This window comes from Mycobacterium sp. 1245801.1 (genome assembly GCF_001673055.1).
Lineage (GTDB): Bacteria > Actinomycetota > Actinomycetes > Mycobacteriales > Mycobacteriaceae > Mycobacterium > Mycobacterium europaeum_A.
This window is the reverse complement of sequence record NZ_LZKY01000317.1, coordinates 1-21494: the sequence shown is the minus strand read 5'-3', so window position 1 is coordinate 21494 and position 21494 is coordinate 1. Positions and strand designations below refer to the sequence as shown.

General features: G+C 67.7%; 14 protein-coding genes. 10 read left to right on the top strand and 4 right to left on the bottom strand.

From position 1 onward, the window contains the following. Nucleotides 1-326 (bottom strand): SDR family NAD(P)-dependent oxidoreductase (locus tag A5622_RS20135; RefSeq protein ID WP_156753024.1); only part of this gene is annotated, 326 nt, incomplete at its 3' end. Between the two features lie 207 nt (nucleotides 327-533). Between A5622_RS20135 and A5622_RS20130 the strand changes: the two genes are divergently transcribed. Then, complete coding sequence (locus A5622_RS20130) at nucleotides 534-1133, top strand: TetR/AcrR family transcriptional regulator (RefSeq protein ID WP_066866997.1); 600 nt, start codon at nucleotides 534-536, stop codon at nucleotides 1131-1133. A gap of 9 nt (nucleotides 1134-1142) precedes the next feature. Here the strand turns inward: A5622_RS20130 and A5622_RS20125 are convergent, their stop codons facing one another. Continuing rightward, entirely contained in the window at nucleotides 1143-2246 is a 1104-nt protein-coding gene (locus tag A5622_RS20125) for a dihydrodipicolinate reductase (protein ID WP_066866995.1), read from the bottom strand. A 427-nt stretch (nucleotides 2247-2673) separates the two neighbouring features. On the opposite strand from A5622_RS20125, the gene A5622_RS20120 reads away from it, so the two are divergent. From A5622_RS20120 to A5622_RS20085, 9 genes are all read left to right on the top strand, one after another. Beyond that, complete coding sequence (locus A5622_RS20120; RefSeq protein WP_197508051.1) at nucleotides 2674-3339, top strand: hypothetical protein; 666 nt, start codon at nucleotides 2674-2676, stop codon at nucleotides 3337-3339. Nucleotides 3340-3527: 188 nt separating this feature from the next. After that, entirely contained in the window at nucleotides 3528-5069 is a 1542-nt protein-coding gene (locus A5622_RS20115; RefSeq protein ID WP_066880797.1) for a nitric oxide reductase activation protein NorD, read from the top strand. A gap of 21 nt (nucleotides 5070-5090) precedes the next feature. After that, the gene (locus A5622_RS20110) at nucleotides 5091-5891 is read left to right on the top strand and encodes a CbbQ/NirQ/NorQ/GpvN family protein (RefSeq protein ID WP_066880796.1); all 801 of its coding nucleotides are present in this window, start codon (nucleotides 5091-5093) and stop codon (nucleotides 5889-5891) included. A 14-nt stretch (nucleotides 5892-5905) separates the two neighbouring features. Continuing rightward, the gene (locus tag A5622_RS30525) at nucleotides 5906-6034 is read left to right on the top strand and encodes a hypothetical protein (protein WP_011724800.1); all 129 of its coding nucleotides are present in this window, start codon (nucleotides 5906-5908) and stop codon (nucleotides 6032-6034) included. After that, a complete protein-coding gene (locus A5622_RS20105; RefSeq protein ID WP_066869669.1) occupies nucleotides 6031-6726 on the top strand; it encodes a hypothetical protein in 696 nt (231 codons plus the stop codon). The genes A5622_RS30525 and A5622_RS20105 overlap by 4 nt, the downstream gene beginning before the upstream one ends. A gap of 12 nt (nucleotides 6727-6738) precedes the next feature. Further along, a complete protein-coding gene (locus A5622_RS20100) occupies nucleotides 6739-7161 on the top strand; it encodes a hypothetical protein (protein ID WP_066869672.1) in 423 nt (140 codons plus the stop codon). Nucleotides 7162-7174: 13 nt separating this feature from the next. After that, nucleotides 7175-8233: a dihydrodipicolinate reductase gene (locus tag A5622_RS20095; RefSeq protein WP_066880794.1), complete on the top strand. Its 1059-nt coding sequence runs from the start codon at nucleotides 7175-7177 to the stop codon at nucleotides 8231-8233. A 9-nt stretch (nucleotides 8234-8242) separates the two neighbouring features. Further along, nucleotides 8243-8659, top strand: a complete 417-nt coding sequence (locus A5622_RS20090) for a hypothetical protein (protein ID WP_065055083.1) — start codon at nucleotides 8243-8245, stop codon at nucleotides 8657-8659. 85 nt (nucleotides 8660-8744) lie between these two features. Next, nucleotides 8745-9980 carry a cytochrome P450 gene (locus A5622_RS20085; protein WP_066880792.1) on the top strand — a complete coding sequence of 412 codons (1236 nt, stop codon included), beginning with the start codon at nucleotides 8745-8747 and terminating at the stop codon, nucleotides 9978-9980. Here A5622_RS20085 and A5622_RS20080 read toward each other — a convergent pair. Continuing rightward, the gene (locus A5622_RS20080; RefSeq protein WP_066880790.1) at nucleotides 9977-12574 is read right to left on the bottom strand and encodes a sugar epimerase family protein; all 2598 of its coding nucleotides are present in this window, start codon (nucleotides 12572-12574) and stop codon (nucleotides 9977-9979) included. The genes A5622_RS20085 and A5622_RS20080 overlap by 4 nt on opposite strands. 7 nt (nucleotides 12575-12581) lie before the next feature. Then, a partial coding sequence (locus A5622_RS20075; RefSeq protein WP_066880788.1) for a type I polyketide synthase occupies nucleotides 12582-21494 on the bottom strand: 8913 nt, incomplete at its 5' end.

Below are 21494 nucleotides of genomic sequence, written 5' to 3'. Positions count from 1 at the left end.
TCGTCGGTGATATCGAGGAATCGCGCGTAGGTCGACCCGCCGACATTGTTGACCAGAATGTCGATGCGACCGAGGCGCTCCATGGCCGTGCTGACGACCCGCTCTGAATCCGGACGACTCATCGCGTCCGCGACGAGCGCCAGCCCCTTGCCGCCGGCGGCCTCGATACCCGCAATCGTGCCAACGATATCCGCCTCGGTCCGCGCGGTCCCGACCACGGTGGCGCCCGCCTCCGCCAGCACCCGGGCGATGCCCGCACCCACACCCTTGCCGGCTCCGGTGACGATCGCGACCTGTCCGTCTAGCCTGAACTGCTCCAACGCCATGCCGGCTCCTCCGATGTGCGGTGTGGTGCGCGTTCAATCTATGAATATTGCTGACTAAAGTCAACGAACTTTGGACGCAGATATCCGCCGTGGCGGGTGGCGCTCGACAATGACACGTTGTGCAAGCGTTTTTGGTCGACACACGGCATACTGGTCGGGGTTAGCCTCGAAATCCTGGCATGAGTCAGGTCAACCGTGAGGGAAGCAATGGCTGTGACGGACCGGCTGTCGGCACGAGAAGCTAAGCGCCTGCAGACGCGGGAGCGATTGATGGGCGCCGCAATCGGCGAGTTCGCCCGCGCCGGGATGGCCGAGGCCGACGTGGGGGCCATTGTGGCCGCGGCCGGCGTGGCCCACGGGACTTTCTTCTTCCACTTCCCCACCAAAGAGCATGTGCTGCTGGAGCTGGAGCGCCGCGAAGAGGACCGAATCGCCAAGCAGTTCGCGCAATTCCTGAAGTCGAAGCACGACCTCGCTGCGGCATTGAACGAGGCGGTCCGATTGGTCGTCGGCTTGGAACGCCGCCTGGGCGATCGGCTGTTCAATGACTTTCTCGCGCTGCACTTCTCCCAAACCCGCCCGCAGACCGAAGACGGCAGGGATCACCCGCTGATCGTCTTGGTCGCCCGGGAGATCGCGCAGGCCCAGGAACGCGGCGAGACGGATGCCGAGGTCAATCCGATGAACAGTGCGGTGTTCTTCTTGCTGGGTCTGTACGCGCTGTTGATCACCACCAACCACTGGCCGACTGGCCACACGCTGCTGGAAGACTACGTCGAGAGGACGTTGCGAAGCTTGAAACCCTGACCCGTCGGGTCAGGGCCGTATGACGCCACGCAGCGGCATCAGCCCGAGTTCCCGATGGGACATGAACCCCGGCGGGGCGTCGCAGACCGCGGGAATGGCGTTCGCCGGGCCCATCGCGGTCCAGGTGTAGCCGGGCAGCGCGTAGCCCCCACCCGGGTCCTGCGCCCCCTGCAGGATCAGCTCGGTGGACGAGTCGCCCTCGATCACTATGCGGTAGTGGTAATGCTGAGGCCAATCCTCCTGCGGCTCAATAGCATCGAAGGTGTCCATCGTGTATATCTCATGAAAGATCACGAGGGGCTTGCCCTCTACCCACGCCGTCCACTTGTGGTGCTGGCGAGCGACCGTGCCCTTCTTGATCACGCCCTTGAAGCCCGGCATATCGCTGGTCTCTCCCCCTTCGAAGGGAATGTCGCGCGTGGCGTGCCCCAGCTCCACCTCAGTCGTGTATCTCTCGACCGTCTTCCCCATCCCCTCGACAACCATTGCCATGGACTGTGCGAACAATGGCCACGCCTGTCCCAACAGGTTCGGGCCGTCCTCGAACCCGGCCGGGTCGCTGCCCATGCCCATCTCGTGCAGGTACTTCAGCGTGTCTCGACCGAAGTTCACCACCTCGTAGATGTGAATGGTGTCGATTTGACTGACGATTCGGGCCAGCGTCAGCACGAGTAGGTCTCCGGCGAAGCCGGGGTTGACACCACCCGCATGGAACGACGTGCCACCCTCGTGGCAGGCGGCATCGATCTTGTCGATGTCCGCCTTGCTGTGTTCGGTTCGATACCACCAGGCGCCGCCGGAGGCAACGACGTTCTTGCCCCCGCGCAGTAGGCGGCACACCTCATCGGGGTCAGACCACAGCGGCGCATAGAACACGCAATCGGCGTCCAGTGCCTCGATGGCGGCCTTGTCGGTGGTGGCCCGCACCCCCGTCGGCGCCTTGCCGCAGAGCTCACCGGCGTCCTTGCCCACCTTCTCCGGACGGTTGCACAGCACCCCGACCAGTTCATAGGCAGGATTGTGCACGAAATGGCGGAGCGCAATCGTGCCGACATTCCCTACGCCCCACTGGATTACGCGATACTTCTTCTCGGCTGGCGGCTTGGGTGTCATCGCTACTCCTTTGCACGCACCGACAGCGCTACACCGGGTGCACCGTTTCCGCCGCCGGCACACGAGGCCACACCGGCTGAGCGCTCGCTGAGCGTAGGCGTCCGGTGAAAGCCGTGTCAACGATTGAGGGCTGACTTATGTCAGTGTTGTTCGGCGTGTACCTCACACGCCGGGGTGCCCCGCGACGGGCGGATTGGCTGGTTGCGCCGCGCGATAGCACCGTGAGAACGGCCGGCGACCTGGTGCACCCTTTGAGATTCACAAAACTCTACCGCCTATCTTACGCTGACTACAGTCAGCCTGTTATATTGCACAAGCCGATTGGATCAGCAGACGGGGAGGGTTCGTGAATCTGCCGAGGCTGCATCAGCGCAATGCCGGCAGTGAGGCCACCACCGCCGGCTCAAACGGCGCTCCCCCAACGAGTCTGACCATCGACGAACATCTGGAACGGTCGCAACTCGCGCAACGCCAGGCCGACAGATGGCTCATCTCCGGCAGTCTGCTGATCGGCACCGCCGCCCTGGGCGTCTTCGGCTTGCCGCTGTTTCTGTGGGGCGTGCGATTGCTGCGCCGGGCCCAGCGCGATGGCCTCTCCGTTCGACCGATGCTGGTCACGTTGCTCGGCTATCTCGTCATCATCGACGCCGCCATCAACACCGTCGGATGGGCCCTTGACCTGGTGGCGAACCACACCATCCTGGCCCGGGTGTTGCTCAACGGGTGGGGCAACATGTTCGACGCCGGCTACTTCTGGCACTACAACGAGCTGTGGGTCGGCGGCGCGGCCGGACCGGGCGAAAAGGCTTTGGAGGTCGGCCTCATCCTGACCGTCTTCACCATGCGCATCGCGGCGGCCATCGGATTTCTACAGATGAAGCGCTGGGGCCATCAGTGGATGGTCGTCACCTGCTGGATGGGCGTGGTCATCTGGATCACCTACGTCTTCAACATGACCATGTTCGCCGACGTGCGCTTCGCCGGCGTCGTGCTGCCGGTCGTCGGCTGGTGGCTCTACGACATCTTCTACATCACCCCGTTCCTGGCCATCCCCTACCTGCACACCGTCAACCGCGAACTCTTCTCCGATTGACATGTGCGAGCCGAAATCCACTACGCCACCGAGGAAGTCACATCATGGGCTATCTATGGGAAATCCTTCGCTATGTCGCCGCCTGGGGCGGCACCGGACTGATCATCTGGTTCTGGTACTGGCTGTTCTCCAACATCGGCACGTTCTGAATCGCGGCCCGGGCAGCCGGAACACGCGGGATTCGGCCCATGGTTGAACCTTCCGACGGCCAGGCGATGGCGCTGGAACGGGGTTGCTCCGTCGCGGCGGTCGCGCTCAGCGACCAACGGCGCGAGGGCGTGCGGCTGGTCACCGGGGAACGACGCGGCTTCGGCCTGAACGCGGCCCTGAAGTTCGTTCACGTCCCCTACCCCGCCCCCCAACTTTCAGGGCCCGACTGGACACGCCGAACCCTGACATGTGGCGTGGCCCTGCAATGTTCGCCATCGAAAGAACGCGTCACCGAATATCGCCTCAACGAGCTCTCGGCCCGGGAACTGCGTGCGCTCGCCCTAGTCGAGGCCGGCGTCGCCCTCGGCTGGATCGCGTCACGATGGCCGGGACTGGTCGCCGAGGTGCGTCGACTACTTCCCGAGGTCCGCACCGAGGCCGGTGACATGGCCGCCGTGGAAATGTTCAATCGCGCAATGGCATTGGCGGCCACGAGCCAGGAATTGACGATTCACCCACTGTTGGGCTCGTTGCCGCTGGCGTACACGGCGCCGCACGGATTGGCCGACAAATTGCGACGCAGCTTCGGCAGGATGCCATGGACCACGACGCAGAAGCGTTTGCCGCGGCCGTACTCGGTTCCGGTCGGCGGCGACGGCGGGGTCCGCAACCCCAACCTGCCGCCGCCGAGCCGGCCGCAGGACAACGATCTCGACGTCACGCCGGAACACCGGCCCGGCATTCCCTACCCCGAATGGAACATGTGGACACAGCGATTCATGCGTGACCACGTCGCGGTCGTCGAGCATGCCGACGGACGGCACGCCCGCGGGCCGGTGCCGGTGGCCGTCGACGTGCGTAAGTGGTTCGAGGAACACACCCACCGCGCGATGACCAACCGCCTCGAAGACGGCTCCGACCTCGACGTCGACCAATACGTCGATCACTACATCGATCTCGCGACCGGCGAGGCGAAGGAGCCGAAGGTGTTCCGTGATCTGCTGCCCAGCAGCCGCGACGTCACCACCGCCTTGCTGCTCGACGGCAGTTCGTCGCTGGGGGTGCACGGCGGCCGCGTGTTCCAGCTGGAGTTGTCCTGTGCCGATGCGCTTTCCCGCGCCATGACGCTGGCACACGAGCGCCACGGCGTCTTCGTATTCACCGGCAACACCCGTCATCGAGTCGAAGTCCGCTGCCTGAAGGACTTCGACGACCGCCGATTCGTACCGCCGAGCGGGCTGGGTTTGTCCACCCGCGGATACACCAGGCTCGGTGCGCCACTTCGCCATCTGACGAGCCGCCTGCTGGCGCAGGCCTCCGAGCGCCGCCTGCTGATCGTCATCGGTGACGGACTGATGTCCGATGAAGGCTATGAGGGCCGGTATGCCTGGGCGGACGCCGCGCACGCCGTCGAGGAGGCCAACGAGGCCGGGGTGTCGATGTACTACGTGGGCGTGGGACCGACCCGCGTCGATCCCCTCCCCGAGGTGTTCGGACCCCGCCGGTCGCAACGGATCCGGCGCATCGAGGAGCTGCCCCGGGTACTGGCCCATGTCCATCGCGAACTGGTCACGGCATGAACGCGACCCGCTGAGGAAGAGATGACCACCGAAACATATTTCGCCAATGGCAACGAAGTTCAGCTGTTCGAGCAGGCCTTCCTTCGCCACATCCCGGTGATGCTCACCGGCCCAACGGGCTGCGGCAAGACCCGCTTCGTCGAGCACATGGGCTCACTGTTGCAGCGGCCCGTGGTGACCATCAGCTGCCACGACGACCTCACCAGCTCCGATCTCGTCGGCCGCTTCATGGTGACCGGCGGCGACGTCGTCTGGACCGATGGCCCGCTGACCCGGGCGGTCAAGGCCGGCGCGATCTGCTACCTGGACGAGGTCGTCGAGGCGCGCCACGACTCCTTGGCGATCCTGCATTCACTTACCGATCACCGGCGGTCGCTGTATCTCGATCGCGCCGGCGAGGTGGTCAAAGCGCCCGCGCAGTTCATGCTGGTGTGTTCGTACAACCCCGCCTATCGCAGCTCGCTCAAGGAGCTCAAACCGTCGTTCCGACAGCGGTTCGCAACGCTGGCAATGCACTACCTGCCGCCCGACCGGGAAGCCGAGGTGATCGTCGCCGAATCCGGAATTCCGTTGGCTACGGCGAGGCGGCTGGTCGGATGCGCGGTCGCGATCCGCACCGCAGACCAAGCCTTCCACTTCGAGCCGCCCTCGACCAGGGTGCTGGTCACCGCTGCCCACCTGATCGCCGCTGGCGCAACGGAATTGGATGCGGCCGACGCGTGCATACTCGCGCCACTGAGCACCGACGGCGCCGTCACCGACGGCCTTCGCGAAGTCGCGGCTGCCAGCCTGGGCGCCGCAGACGCATCGAGTAGTTCTTAGAAAGGAGCAACGGCATGGACAGACAAGAGCAGAAACGCAAGAGGGCGCTCATCGTCTTCCAGATCTTCATCTACGGCTACCTGCTGGCCATGTTCGGCGTCCAGCTGTACATGTCGTTCGCGCGGGGGTGGTGGGACCTGTGAGCCTTGATGCCGCGCAGACGAATTCGGTCGGCCTCGAGGATCATCACGACGAATCGCGCCGGGCTCAGCGGCGTGCCGACAAGTGGATGATCGTCGGCGCCGCCCTGATGGGCATGTGGGCGCCTGGCCTGATCGGGTTCCCCATCTTCATGCGTGGGGTGTGGCTGCAACGCCAAGCCCTGCGCGACGGCCTGTCGGTCCGGCCGATGATCGTGACCCTGATCGGCTATCTCACCCTGATCGACGGCATGCTCAACAGCCTGGGCTGGGCCCTGGACCTGGTCGCCAACCACACGTTGATCAACCGCGTGCTGATGGTCGGCTGGGGCAACATGTTCGACGCCGGCTATTTCTGGCATTACAACGAGCTGTGGATCGGGGGCGCCGCCGGGCCGGGCGAGAAGGCCTACGTGGCGGGCCTGATCCTGACGGTGTTCTCCATGCGGGTGGCCGCCGCGATCGGCTTCTTGCAGATGAAGCGCTGGGGCCACCAGTGGATGGTGGTCACCTGCTGGATGGGCGTGGTGATCTGGTCGGCCTATGTGTTCAACATGACGATGTTCGCCGACGTGCGCTACGCCGGCGTCGTGTTCCCGGTCATCGGCTGGTGGCTCTACGACATCTTCTACATCACCCCGTTCCTCGCGATTCCGTACCTGCACACCGTCAATCGAGAAATCTTCTCCGACTAAAGGAGCCATGCCATGACCGCACCGTCGACCACCGACGACAAAGACCCGGCCGCCGGTCTCGAGCCCGGCACCACGCCGTACTACGCCCGCATGCACAAGTGGATCAAGCGCGCCGTGCTCGTATGCCTGGTGGCGCTGGTGATCGAAGGCGCCTTCACGCTGCCGTTCATGGCGGTCTACTACGGATACCCGACCCTGAGCCTCACCCAGATCTGCAGCGAGCTACTGAAGATCCGGTATTCCAACGACACTTTGGAGTGCAAGTACCCCTACCCGCCGTTCGGGCCGCCCGAGGGCGCCGAGGGCAAAGCCACCGCCCAGGACGTCTGGGGCATCCAGCCGATACCGAAGTATCACCGGCTGGGGTTCCGCGAACTCGTCAAGATCCACAACGACAGGCTGGCCCGGCAAGCCCAGGCGGCGCCGCACCCATGAACGGACTGAACCGTTGATCCATCGGGTCGTTCAGTGGACGACGGGCAACGTCGGCAAGAGCTCGGTCAAGGCCATAGTCGCCAACCCGACGCTCGAGCTCGTCGGCTGTTACGCCTGGTCACCGCAGAAGGCCGGACGTGATGTCGGCGAGCTGTGCGGGATCGGACCGCTGAATATCAAGGCCACCAACGATATTGATTCGCTGCTCGCGCTCGAGCCGGACTGTGTGGTCTACACCCCGATGTTCGCGGACGTCGACGAGCTGGTCCGCATCCTCGGCGCGGGCATCAACGTGGTGGGCACCGCCGGGTTCGTCACCGGGCACTATCTCGGTGCCGGACGCGAACGCATCGAACGGGCCTGCGCGGACGGCGGATCAACCATCTTCGGCAGCGGCATCAATCCCGGCTTCATCCAGCTGTTCGCCATCGTGTCGGCGGGTCTTTCGGACCGGGTGGACAAGGTCTCCATGCTGGAATCGGTCGACACCACGATCTACAACTCGCCCGCGACCGAAATACCCATGGGCTTCGGCTATCCCATCGATCAACCGGACCTGCCGGCCATCACCGAGCAGGGCTCCGGCATCTTCGCCGATGGCGTGCTGTTGATCGCCGATGCGTTGGGCGCCGACCTCGACGACGTGCGCTGCGAGGTCGACTACGCCCAGACCACCGAGGATCTGCACCTGCCCGGGGACTGGACGATCAACAAGGGATGCGTCGCCGGTGTGGACGTCCGCTGGAAGGGGATTGTCGCCGGCCGGGAGATCATCGAAATCCGCGGCCGGTGGCGCAAGGGCCAATCGCTGGACCCGGATTGGCCGCTGGACATGGGTTACACGATCGAGGTGCAGGGCCAGCCGACCATCAAAACAACGCTGAGTTTCCTTCCCCCACCGGACTTTGCGGGCCAGACCCTGGACGACTACATCATGTTGGGGCTGACCATCACCGCGATGCCAGCGCTCACCGCGATACCCGCCGTCGTCGCCGCCCCTCCCGGGATCGTCACCTACAACGACCTGCCGCTGCTGCTGCCGCGTGGGGTGCTGCGCGCCGATTCTCGATAGGAAACGCCGATGCCTGAAGAACCCTCGCTCCATCACGTCGTGTTCGCCGTGGCACCGGAACGACATGCCGCCGCGGCACAAATGTTCAGCGATCTGGGATTCGTCTTCGAGCCCCTGCAGTTAACCGAGCTCGGCCTCGACATCCACCTCGACTGGAGTCGGGGCATCGAGTTGATCAGCCCGATCCCGGGATCGACCGGCGAGGTTGCCGTTTCGGTGACGGAGTTCTTGGAGCGCCACGGCGACGGCGTGTTCACCGTGGTGATCGGGGTTCCGGAAGCCGCTGGCGCCGACGCCGTCGCCGAACGCTACGGCGCGACAAGGCGATTCCGACAACACATGGAGGGCGAGGGCACGTATCTCGACGAAAACGACGTGTCGATCCTGGGACTGCCACTGACTTTCCTGGCGACCAATATTCCGTGATTGGAGACGTCATGGCTGGTTTCGGCGCCGACCGAAGTACGGCCAAAGCGCTACCAGCCGAGCTGATCCGGCCGAAGGAGACACGATGACCGTCGACACCGCAGCACCGAGCGTCTTCGACGCCGGCCTCCCGACGCTGCACTACGACATCACGGACACCGTGCACGAGGTCGCCCCGCGCATCCGCGAGGTGCGCACGCGGTCGCCGATAGCCATCGGGCCGCTGGGACCCGAGGTGCTCGGCTACGAACTCGCCCGCGGGATACTTCGCGATCCCCGGTTCGTTTTCCCGCCCGGCATGCACATGACCGCTCGCGGGATAACGTCGGGCCCGCTCTATGAACGGGTCCTCGGCACCATCCTGGGCATGGAAGGCGAGGAACACCGACGGCTGCGCGGTCTGGTGTCCAAGGCCTTCACGCCGCGGGCGTCGGCGCGCATGGAAGACACCATCGACACCGTGATCAACGAGTTGATCGACCAGGTCGCCTCAGATGGCCGAACGGGCCGATGCGACTTCGTCACCGACATCGCCCGGCCGTACCCGATCCCGATCATCTGCGCGCTGTTGGGCGCGCCCCCCGAGGATTGGGAGCAGTTCTCGCTGTGGGCCGAGGACATCTTCAAAATCGTCAGGTTCGACTCCGACCTGGCGAACGAGCAGCACATCGTGATGCGGGCCTGGGATGAGTTCGACGCCTACATCGACGACATGATCACCGAGCGGCGGGGCCGGTTGACCGACGACTTGATCTCCGAACTGATCCGCGCCCAGGATGACGGCGACCGGCTGAGCAACGCGGAGATGCGCATGCTGGCGTTCAGCATTCTCAGCGCCGGCACCGACACCACCCGCAATCAGCTGGCCGCGTGCATGCACGCGCTGTGTGACCATCCCGATCAACTGGCGATGTTGCGCGACGATTCCGGCCTCGCGATGCGAGCCGTCGAGGAATGCATGCGCCACTCGCCGGCGGTCTGCACCACCCTGCGCACCGTCCTGGACGACGTCACGTTCGCGGAATACACGTTTCCGGCGGGCACCTTCATTTCGGTGAATACCTTTGCGGCCAACTGCGATCCAGAGGTCTATCCGCACCCGGACCGGTTCGACATCACCCGCGAGGAGCCGCCGCCCATTTTGACGTTCGGCGGCGGCGCCCATTATTGCCTGGGCGCCAATCTCGCCCGAACCGAACTCGCCGGGGCCCTCAAAGTCATCGCCCGGCGCATGACCAATCCGCGCCGCGTGGCAACGGCACGCTGGAAACCGATGCTGGGATTGAGCGGGCCGGTGGAGCTGGAGATGGAGTTCGATTAGCTCAGCGCGTCGTCCGCGGCCAGCTCGAGCACACGGATCTCGCCGGTGGCTCCGTCGACCTCCACCATGGCTCCCTGCGGCAGTGCCTTGGTGGCGCCCTGGACGTCGACGACACACGGAAACCCGAATTCGCGGGCCACCACCGCGGCGTGCGACATCGGACCGCCGAGTTCGGTCACGACGGCGGCGGCGTAGCAGAACGCCGCGGTGTACCCGACGTCGGTGACCTCTGCGACAAGGATCTCACCGGGTTGCAGGTCGTCGATGGTCTCGGGCCGCACGATCCGCACCCGGCCGCGCACCCGTCCCCCGCAAACGCCGACGCCACGCAACGTGTCCCCGTTGGCCAGCGCGTCCGATGAGGTCGCGGTCGGCTGCCAGCTTCCGCTGAAGACGGTCGGCGGCGCCACCGCGACCAGCCGACGTTGTTCGGCCCGGCGCCGGGCCACCAGCGCGCCGACATCCGCGGGGAGCGCGTCGAGTTCGTCGACGAGCAGATAGAAGACGTCGTCGGCGGCGGTGAACACCCCGGCCTCGACCGACCGACGTCCATATTCGCGAAGCAGCGTGCGTAGCACCCAGTTGGCCCGCACCACCTTGTCGCGGCGGACCTCACGGTCGCGCAGTTGCTGGGTGGCCAGAGCCGCAATGGGCTTGGCGTGCAACGGGATCCGGGGCCGTTGCGGCTGCGGCGCGGACGGCGCGCTCATCGCCCTGGTCACCATCCGCACGAGCAACTCGGGATCGTCGGCGTAGCTGGTGGACCGCATCTCGAGCTCGGCCGGACCACGGTGGCCGATGAGCGCCAGCTCGTCGCGCACGGCGGCATGGAATTCCGGCGCCTCGACGGCAAGCTTGTCCAGCCGGTCGCCCGGTTCGGCCAGCAGCGCCGTGACTTTCGGATCGCGCTGCGCCGCGACCACCAACCGCTGCATCGCCTCGACCGAACGCGCGCTGACCAGTTCCGGTCCGCCGGGCGCCGAGATCTCGCGCCCGCACAGACCACGCAGCAGCACGTTGAACGCCGCGCACAGCAGGAACGAGCCTGCCGCCAGCACCCAGCCGTGCACCACCTGGTCACGTGCCAGTGAGATCAGGCTCAGCAGCCGACGATCGTCGAGCCCGGCGAGGTCGCCGTCGGCCAGGCGTTCCAAGCGATCGACGTCGGCGACGAACTCACGGGTGTCCAGCGGCGCGCCGGCGGACAGGCCGATCAGGTTGACGCCGAACACCCCGATATTGCGGATTGTCCGGAATTGCCTGCGAATTCGGCCGGTATCGGAGTGCGGATGCTCCTCACTGAAGATCGGCAGGGCGGCCATGCTGGGGCCGAAGAACCCGCTGTTGCTTACCACCGTCGTGGGCTTGACGAAAGGCACCGTCTCGGCCATGAAGTGCGCGGTCGTGATGGCGCCGTAGAGCCGGTGGGCGAACACCGCCACCATGCGCATCGCGATTTCGCGCTGGATCGTCCCGCCGGGCCGCAACCGCTCGGCGACGCACACGGCGCTGGCCCGCAGTCCGCGAACCGTCGCCGACGCCGACGCCGGCGAAAACGGGCCGGGCAGCGCCTCAGACAAATTCGTGGCCAAGAAGGTGGGAAAACGGGGGTCGATCGGCGTGTCGAATTCCCCGTTATCCCCCGCTGCGCCCGCCCAAATGGGCTTGACGCCGTCGCCGCTCGGCGCGTCCACCGACGGAAGGTCCTGGATGTTGGCCAGCCGCCACGGCAGCGCAATCACCCGGGCGCCCACGGTCACCCGGCCGCGCACCGCCAGCGCGAAGTCCTGGACGCATTCGCCCGATTTCCACGCCGGCCGGAATGACCATTCGCTTGTCAGCCGCGAGGTGTCCATGAGCGGGGTCCCCCGCACCAGTCGCAGCTCAGCGGGCTCGAGGCCCAGGCGCACGACCGGGCGGTGTAGCGCGGCGGCGAGTTGCCGGAAGGTCAGGTCGCCCGATGCGGCGAGATTCACTGGCCCGCCTGGGGTTTCGGCATCGACGATCGCACGGTTGAACAGCCGGAGCGCGTCGTCGAGGTGGACCACCTGCATACCGCGATCGGCCGACCGGTGGAGGAACGCCGGTAATGCCAGCAGGCGGCGCACCCAGTTGTCGACGCTTCGCCCCAGGATCAGCGCGGAACGGATCGCGACCCATTGCGCGCCCGATTCCGCGAGCAGTTGTTCCACTTCGGCCTTGAGTCGGCCCTCGGCGCTGACCGGGGCCGTGGCGTGGTCTTCGGCCTTCGGTCCTTCTCCCCCGCCGTACACATGGGCCGACGACGCGAAAACGATCCGCCTGGAACCGGTCTCGGCCATCGCGTCGAGCACGTTGCGGGTGCCACCGATGTTGACCTGGTCGTCCTGTCCGGAACCTCTCGCCCACGCGAAGTGGGCGACGACGTCCGCGCCGGCCAGGGCGCGTCGGACCGCGTCGGCGTCGCGGATGTCGGCCGCCACGAAATCCGCTGCGCTCGGCCAGCTTTCGGGGCGGTGACGGGCGATCCCTGCCACGTCGTGGCCCTGGCTGAGCAGCCGAGTGGCGAGGCCGCGGCCGAGCACGCCGCTGGCCCCCGTGACCGCGATTCTCACGTCATGCCTACTCGTCGTCGTCGTCGCGCAATGCAGCGTTGACCAGAGCGTCGAGGTCCATGTCCGCGATGTCCTTTTCGGTGGTCACCGTGGCGGCCTGCGCGGCACCCTCGGCCTCGCTCGCCAACGCCAGCAGCAGCTCCAGCACACCGGCCTGCCGAAGGCGCTTGACCGGAATGGACCCCACGACGCGTTGAATCTCGGCTTCGCCCGGCGCGGCCGCAGCCGCGGGTTGGTCCGACGATCCGAGTAATTCGCGGTACATGTAGCCGGCCAGCGCGGCGGAGTTCGGGTAGTCGAAGATCAGCGTCGGTGAAAGCGCCAGCCCGGTCGCGGCTTTGAGCCGGTTGCGCATCTCCACGGCGGTCAACGAGTCGAAACCGAGTTCCTGGAACGCCCGGTCCGGATGGATTGCCTCCGGGCTGGAGCTGCCCAGCACGGTGGCGATGTTGGCCCGCACCAGATCCAGCAGGATCGCCTGCTGCTCGTCCTCGGGAAGACCTTCAAGGCGTTGCAGCAGAGCAGATTTCGACTTGGCGGCGGCCAACGAGTCATCGACCTGACGCCGCGTCGGGGCGTTGATCAGATCGACGAACATCGGTGGCAAGGTGCCGCCATCGAACTTCACCCGCAACGCCGCGAGGTCGATGTGGGCGGGCAGCATGAACGGCTCGTCGACGATGAGCGCGGTGTCCATCAGCTCCAGCGCCTGGTCCGACGACATGGCGACGATCCCGTCACGCCCGAACCGCGCGCGGTCGGCCGCACCCAGGCCACCGGTCATGGCGCTGGCCTGATCCCACAGACCCCAGCCCAGCGAGATCGCCGGCAGCCCGTGCGCCCGCCGGTGGGCGGCCAACCCGTCCAGGAACGAGTTGCCGGCCGCGTAGTTGGCCTGCCCCGACGCGCCCGCGAGCCCCGCGATCGACGAAAACATCACGAAGGCAGCGACGTCCAGGTCGCGGGTCAACTCGTGCAGGTTCCACGCAGCGTCGACCTTGGACCGCAACACCGACTCGATCCGGTCGGGGGTCAGCGACGTCAGGACCGCGTCGTGCAGGACGCCGGCGGCATGGATCACCCCGGTCAGCGGGTGCTGCATCGGGATTTCGGCGATCACCTTGGCCAGGGCCTCGCGATCGGCGGCATCGCAGGCCACCGTTTCCACGTGCGCACCGGCCGCGCTCAACTCGGCGACCAGCTCCGCGGCGCCCGGTGCGTCCAGGCCGCGGCGGCTGACCAGCACCAGATTCCGCGCACCGTGACGGGTCACCACGTGTCGCGCGACCGCCGAACCGGCCATGCCGGTGGCGCCGGTGATCAGCACCGTGCCGGCCGTCCACGCGTCCGGCATCGTCATCACGACCTTGCCGACGTGGCGGGCCTGACTCAGGTAGCGCAGCGCGGCGGGCGCGCGTCGCACGTCAAACCTGGTGACCGGCAACGGCCGTAGCACATCCTCGCCGAACATGGCCGCCAGCTCGTCGAGCATCTGGGCGATGCGATCCGGCCCCGCCTCGAACAGGTCGAAGGCGCGGTAGCGCACCCCCGGGTGGTCTCGGGCGACGACCTCGGGGTCACGGATGTCGGTCTTGCCCATCTCCAAGAAGACCCCGCCGGGTTTCATCAAGCGCAGGGACGCGTCGACGAAATCACCGGACAGCGAGTCCAGGACGATATCCATGCCGGCCATGCCGGTGACCGCGCGGAACTTCTCCTCGAATTCCAGGCTGCGCGAGTCGGCGATGTGATCGTCGTCAAAGCCCATGTCGCGCAACGTGTCCCACTTGCCGCGGCTGGCGGTCGCGAACACTTCCAGGCCGATGTGCCGGGCCAGTTGCACCGCGGCCATGCCGACCCCACCGGCGGCGGCGTGCACCAACACCCGCTGACCGGGCTTGGCGCCGGCCAGGTCCACCAGCGCGTAGTTCGCCGTGGCGAACACCACCGACGCCGTCGCGGCGGCGGTGTGTGACCAGCCGGGCGGCACCTTGACGAGCAGGCGCTGGTCGGTCTTGGCGATGGTCCCGGTTCCGTCGGGGAACAGCCCCATGACGCGGTCGCCGACGGCGAAACGCCCGTCGGGGGCGGCGGTTTCGATCACCACACCGGACGCCTCGATGCCCATGATGGCCTCGGGGTCGGGATAGAGGCCCAGCGCGATCATGACGTCACGGAAGTTGGCCGCGATGGCCGACAGCGCGACGCGCACCTGACCGGGGCCCAACGGCGCGTCGGCGTCGGGAATGCGCTCTATCCGCAGATTTTCGATGGTGCCGTAGCTGCTCATGCCGAGTCGCCACGGTCCCTCGTCCGGGGGCAGCAGCAGGCCGCCGACGGCGCGGCTGCCGAGCACTCGGGCGGTGTAGACCGCGCCGTTGCGCAGTATCGCCTGCGGCTCGCCGAGCGCCAGCACCGCTGCTATCGCGTCGGAGTCCAGCGGGGCGTCCGTGTCGACGAGCACGATTCGTCCAGGGTGCTCGGTCTGCGCCGACCGCACCAGCCCCCAGACCGCCGCGCCGGCCAGATCGGTGACGTCCTCCCCCGGCAGCGTCATCGCGCCCCGGGTCGCCACCACCAGGGTGCCCGCGCCCTCGCGGGACAACCACGACTGCAGCACGGGCAGCACCGCGCGCGTCGCCGCGTACACCTCGGTGATCACGTCGCCGGACACCGGTGCCGATTCGAACAGCACCGCCGAGCGCTCGGCCGAAGGGTCACCCAATTCCTCCGCGCCCCAAGCGGACACCGACACCGGCTGCGTCGCCGAATGCGGTTGAGCCGACCAGATGACCTCGAAGAGCCGGTCCGGTCCCGAATTCGACACGGCGGCCAGCAACTGCTTGTCGGTGACCGGGCGGGCCACCATCGACGCCACCGAGAGCACCGGAAGCCCCAGCCCGTCGGCCAATTCGATCGACACCGCCGACGAACTCACCGGTACGATCCGCGCGCGGACCGCCCCCGCGCCCGCGGCGTGCAACGACACCTGTTGCCAGGAGAACGGGACCAACATCGAGCCCTCGGGCAGTTCGTCGCTGTCGGACGCCAGCATCACCGCGTGCAGCGCCGCGTCGAGCATCGCCGGATGGACGCCGAACCCGGCCGGCGACACCCCGGCGTCGGCGGGCAGCGCCACCTCGGCGAAGACCTCGTCACCGCGGCGCCACATCGATGTCAGGCCGCGGAACGCCGGCCCGTAGTCGTAACCCCGCTCGGCCAATTGCTCGTATCCGTCGCCGACATCCACCGCGACCGCACCCACCGGCGGCCACGCCGACAGGTCCGCGCCCGGCTGCACCGAACCCGCCCGCAGCACGCCCTCGGCATGCAAGGACCAGCCCGAGCCTGCTTCGGCGCGCGAAAAGACCGACACCGCACGGGCGCCCGATTCGTCCGGGCCGCCGACGACGACCTGGACCGCGACCGATCCGCCGGCGGGCAGCACCAGCGGCGCGGCCAGATTGAGCTCATCGACGACGCCGCAGCCCACCTCGTCGCCGGCGCGGATCGCCAACTCGACGAATCCCGCACCGGGGAACAGCACCACACCGCCAACGGCGTGATCGGTCAACCAGCCCTGGGTGCCGGGCGCCAACCGGCCGGTCAGCACCACTCCGCCGGTGGCCGGCAGTTCCACCACCGCGCCCAGCAGGGCGTGTTCGCTGGCCGCCAGGCCCAGGCCCGCGGCGTCGGCCGGGGCGCCGTCGGCGGAAAGCCAAAAGCGGCGCCGGTCAAAGGCATACGTGGGCAGCTCGACCAGGTTGGCTTCGAAACCGGGCCCGCCCAGCGCACCGCGCCAGTCCACGTCCATCCCGGCGACGAATCCCTGCGCAACGGCGTTGACCAGGGCGACCGGCTCCGGTCGATCCTTGCGCAGCGCGGACATCGTGGTCACCTGGGCCGCCGAAGGGTCCAGGGCCAGCGATTCTTCGATGGATGCCGTCAGGCCGCTGCTCGGTCCGACCTCGAGGAAACGGGTCGCCCCGGCCGAGCGCACGAACCGCACGCTGTCGGCGAACCGCACCGCCTCGCGCACGTGCCGCTTCCAGTACGCCGGCGATGCGAAGTCGTCACCGGCCAGCTGACCGGTCACGTTGGACACGATCGGGATGGTCGGCTTACCGACAGCCAATCCGGCCGCGACGGTGCCAAATTCGTCGATCATGGGATCCATCAACGGGGAGTGGAACGCGTGCGAGACCGAGAGCCGATGCACACGGTGGCCGTCGACGCGGAGCCGGTCCGCGATCGCGATCACCGCGCCTTCGGCGCCCGAAATGACCACCGAGGTCGGCCCGTTGACCGCGGCGATGCCGACGTCGGCTTCTTCGGCGGACGCCAGCAGCGGCCGCACTTCGTCTTCGGTAGCCTGCACCGCGACCATCGCGCCGCCTTCGGGCAGCGCCTGCATGAATCGACCACGGGCCGCGACCAGCACCGCGGCGTTCTCCAACGAGAGCACGCCGGCGACGTGGGCGGCCGCCAGCTCCCCGATCGAGTGGCCCATCACGAAGTCGGGGCGCACGCCCCAGGATTCGAGCAGCCGGAACAGCGCGACTTCGACCGCGAACAGCGCGGGTTGCGCGAATTCCGTGCTGTTGAGCAGGTTTTCGTCGTGCCCCCACATCACCTCGCGCAGCGGGCGAAGCAGGTGCCGGTCCAGTTCGGCCACGACGGTGTTGAACGCCTCGGCGAAGACCGGATAGCCGGCGTGCAGTCCCATTCCCATGCCCAGCGTTTGGGAACCCTGGCCCGGGAACACGAAGACCGTCTTGCCTGCGGTCACGGTGCCACGGATGACCGAACCGGCCAGGTCGTCGGCGGCAAGCTCGTCCAGGCCCGCCAGCAACGGGTCGCGATCGCTACCGACGACGACGGCGCGGTGTTCGAAGGCCGACCTGCCGGCCAGCGACCACCCCACATCGGCGATGTCCGCCTCCGGGTGGGCGCGCAGGTGGGTCGCCAACCGGGCGGCCTGAGAGTGCAACGCGGACAGCGATTTTGCCGACACCGGCCAGGCCACCACCGGCGCCTTGGGTCCGTCCGCGGCGCGCGGCGGCTCGATCGGCACGGCCTCGACGATGACATGCGCGTTGGTGCCGCTGATGCCGAACGACGACACGCCCGCCCGGCGCGGCCGGTCGCCCGGCCACGGTTGCGCCTCCGTCAACAACGACACCGCGCCCGCCGACCAGTCCACGTGCGGACTCGGCTCATCGACATGCAGTGTGGCGGGCAACATTTCGTGGCGCATCGCCAGGACCATCTTGATGACGCCGGCCACCCCGGCGGCGGCCTGCGTGTGGCCCATGTTCGACTTGATGGACCCCAGCCACAGTGGCTGTTTCCCGGGCTCGGCCCTCTCTTGCCCATAGGTCGCCAGCAGCGCCTGGGCCTCGATCGGGTCACCCAAAGTGGTTCCCGTCCCGTGGCCCTCGACGACGTCCACGTCGGCCGCCGTCAAGCCCGCACTGGCCAGCGCCGCGCGCACCACCCGCTGCTGCGAGGGACCGTTCGGCGCGGTCAGCCCATTGGAGGCACCGTCCTGATTGATGGCGGAGCCCCGCACCATGGCCAGCACCGGATGCCCGAGGCGCTGCGCGTCCGACAGGCGCTCCACCACCAGCATGCCGCCGCCCTCGGAGAATCCGGTGCCGTCGGCCGCACCCGCGTAGGCCTTGCACCGGCCGTCCTCGGACAGCCCGCGCATGCGGCTGAACTCCACGAAGATATCGGGGGTGGCGTTGACGGTGACGCCGCCGGCCAGGGCCAGGTCGCACTCCCCCGAGCGCAGCGACTGCACGGCCATGTGCAGCGCCACCAACGACGACGAACACGCCGTGTCCACCGACACCGCCGGGCCCTCCAGCCCCAGCACATAGGACACCCGGCCGGACGCCACGCTCGACGACTGCCCGGTCAGCCGGAAACCCTCGGCGGTCGGTGCGGCGCCCATGCCATAGCCCTGCGTGTATACGCCGGCGAACATTCCGGTGGCACTGCCGCGGAGCTTGCCGGGGTCGATTCCGGCTCGCTCCAACGCTTCCCAGGACAACTCCAGGAACATGCGCTGCTGCGGGTCCATCGACAGCGCCTCACTGGGCGGAATGCCGAAGAAGCCCGGATCGAAGTCCGCGACGCCATCGACGAAGCCGCCGGTGCGGGTGTAGCAGGTGCCCGGCACGTCGGGATCCGGGTTGTACACGCCGGCCAGGTCCCAGCCGCGATCGGTCGGGAAGTCCGAGAGCACGTCACGGCCCTCGGTCAGCATGTCCCACAAGTCGTCCGGCGAAGTTACCCCACCCGGATAGCGGCAGGCCATGCCGACGATAACGATCGGGTCGTCGTCGGTGGCACGCGCGACCGGCGCGTGCTTGACCTCTTGCGGCAACCCCGCGAGCTGGGTGCGGATGTAGCCGGCCAGTCCGTTGGGCGTCGGGTAGTCGAAGATCAAGGTGGGCGAAAGCGCAAGGCCGGTGGCGGTTTTGAGTCGGTTGCGCATTTCGACCGCGGTCAGCGAGTCGAATCCCAACTCTTGGAAGGCCCTGTCGGGATCGATCGCCTCGGCGGTGGTGTTCCCGAGCACGGTGGCGATGTGCGATCGCACCAGGTCTAGCAGCACGGCGTGCTGCTCGGCGTCGGACAGCCCGTCCAGGCGATGCGCCAGCGCCGACTTCGATTTCGCGGCGGCCAGCGAGTCGTCGACCCGGCGGCGCGTCGGGGCGTTGACCAGATCGGTGAACATCGGCGGCACCGCGACCGCATGGGCCCGCAGCGCGGCGAGGTCGATGCGGGCCGGCGCCAGGAACGGCTCGTCGACGATCAATGCCGTGTCGAACAGTTCCATCGCCTCGTCCGAGGACAGCGCCAAGATCCCGTCGCGGCCGAGCCGGGCGAGGTCGGCGGCGTCCAGTCCGCCGGTCATGGCGCTGGCCTGATCCCACAGCCCCCAGGCCAGCGAGATCGCGGGCAACCCGTGCGCCCGCCGGTGTGCGGCCAACCCGTCCAGGAACGCGTTCGCCGCTCCGTAGTTGCCCTGGCCCGAAGAGCCCACCAGGCCGGCCATCGACGAAAACATCACGAAGGCGGCCAGATTCAGGTCGCGGGTCAACTCGTGCAAGTTCCACGCCGCGTCGACCTTGGCCCGCAATACCGCGTCGACACGCTCCGGTGTCAGCGAGGTGATCGTCGCGTCGTCCAGCACGCCGGTCGCGTGAATCACGCCAGACAGCGGCCGCTGCGCCGAAATGTCGGCGATCACCTGCGCCAGTGCCGCCCGATCGGCGGCGTCGCACGCGACCACGCGCGCGCGGGCTCCGGCGGCGTGCAGCTCGCCGATCAACTCGGCGGACCCGGGGGCGTCCGGACCGCGCCGGCTCAGCAGCACCAGGTCTTCGACGCCGTGGTTGGCCACCAGGTGACGGGCCAGCGTCGAACCCGCCATGCCGGTGCCGCCGGTGATGAGCACGGTGCCGGATGCGAGCCCAGAAGGCAGAGTCATGACGACCTTTCCGATGTGCCGGGCCTGGCTCAGGTAGCGCAGCGCGGTGCGGGCGCGCCGCACATCAAAGGTCGTGACGGGCAACGGTTTCAGCACCCCAGCGTCAAACAGCCCGGCGAGCTCGTCCATCCACTGATGCATCCGCGGACGGCCGGGCTCGAACAGGTCGAAGGCGCGGTAGCGGACACCCGGGTAGTCCTGGGCCACCACACCCGGGTCGCGGATGTCGGTCTTGCCCATCTCCAGGAACACGCCGCCGGGAGCGACGAGCCGCAGCGAGGCGTCGACGAATTCGCCGGCCAGCGAGTCCAGCACCACATCCATCCCGGCCATGCCGGTCCTGCCGGTCACCGCCCGGAACTTCTCCTCGAACTCGAGGCTGCGCGAATCCGCGATGTGGTCGTCGTCGAAGCCCATGGCCCGCAACGTGTCCCACTTGCCGCGGCTCGCGGTCGCGAACACCTCCAGGCCCAAGTGCCGGCCCAGCTGAACCGCGGCCATGCCCACGCCGCCGGCGGCGGCGTGCACCAACACCCGCTGCCCGGGCTTGACGTCGGCCAGGTGGATGAAGGCCATGTAGGCGGTGGTGAAAACCGCTGAGATGCCGGCCGCTTCGGCATAAGACCAGTCGGCGGGCTTGTGCTGCAGCAGGCGGACGTCGCCGGGCACCAACGTGCCGCTGCCGTCGGGGAAGAAGCCGTAGACCGAATCGCCGACCGCGAACTCGGTGACTCCCGGCCCGACCTCGACCACCACGCCGGCGCCCTCGCCACCGAGCAGGGCGTCGTGGGTGAACATGCCCAGGGTGATCATGACGTCGCGGAAGTTGGTGGCGATGGCACGCAGCGCCACCCGAACCTGGCCCGGTTCCAGCGCGGCACCGGCGTTGGGAACGGGCTCCAGCTGCAGGTTTTCGAAGGTTCCCGCGCTGCTGATGCCCAGCCGCCACGGCCCGTCAGCCGGGGGCGTCATGACGCCGTCGACCGCGCGGCTGCCGCGCACCCGAGCGATGTACGCCTTGCCGTCACGCAGCAACACCGCCGGCTCGCCGACGGCCAGAACGGTCGTTATCGCGCTATCATCAAGCGCCGCATCGGAATCCACCAGCACGATGCGGCCGGGATGCTCTGTCTGCGCCGAACGCACCAGCCCCCACACGGCCGCGCCGGCCAGATCGGGGACGTCCTCCCCCGCCAAGCTCATCGCGCCATGGGTCGCGACGATCAGCACCCCGGAGTCATGCTCGGTGAGCCACGACTGCACGGCCGCCAGTGCACGATGGGTGCGCTCATACGTTCCGGACACCGGATCTTCGCCGGCGGCAACGGATTCGAAAACCTCGTGCACCGGCGGCTCGGCGTCACCGGTCGTGGTTGCGGCCGGTGACCACACCGCCTCGAACAGGCGGTCCGGCCC

Bases quoted from the DNA above. Each gene is read 5' to 3' on its own strand.
- A5622_RS20130 (WP_066866997.1), top strand. From the start codon at position 534: ATGGCTGTGACGGACCGGCTGTCGGCACGAGAAGCTAAGCGCCTGCAG.
- A5622_RS20125 (WP_066866995.1), bottom strand. From the start codon at position 2,246: ATGACACCCAAGCCGCCAGCCGAGAAGAAGTATCGCGTAATCCAGTGG.
- A5622_RS20115 (WP_066880797.1), top strand. From the start codon at position 3,528: ATGGTTGAACCTTCCGACGGCCAGGCGATGGCGCTGGAACGGGGTTGC.
- A5622_RS20110 (WP_066880796.1), top strand. From the start codon at position 5,091: ATGACCACCGAAACATATTTCGCCAATGGCAACGAAGTTCAGCTGTTC.
- A5622_RS30525 (WP_011724800.1), top strand. From the start codon at position 5,906: ATGGACAGACAAGAGCAGAAACGCAAGAGGGCGCTCATCGTCTTCCAG.
- A5622_RS20100 (WP_066869672.1), top strand. From the start codon at position 6,739: ATGACCGCACCGTCGACCACCGACGACAAAGACCCGGCCGCCGGTCTC.
- A5622_RS20090 (WP_065055083.1), top strand. From the start codon at position 8,243: ATGCCTGAAGAACCCTCGCTCCATCACGTCGTGTTCGCCGTGGCACCG.
- A5622_RS20085 (WP_066880792.1), top strand. From the start codon at position 8,745: ATGACCGTCGACACCGCAGCACCGAGCGTCTTCGACGCCGGCCTCCCG.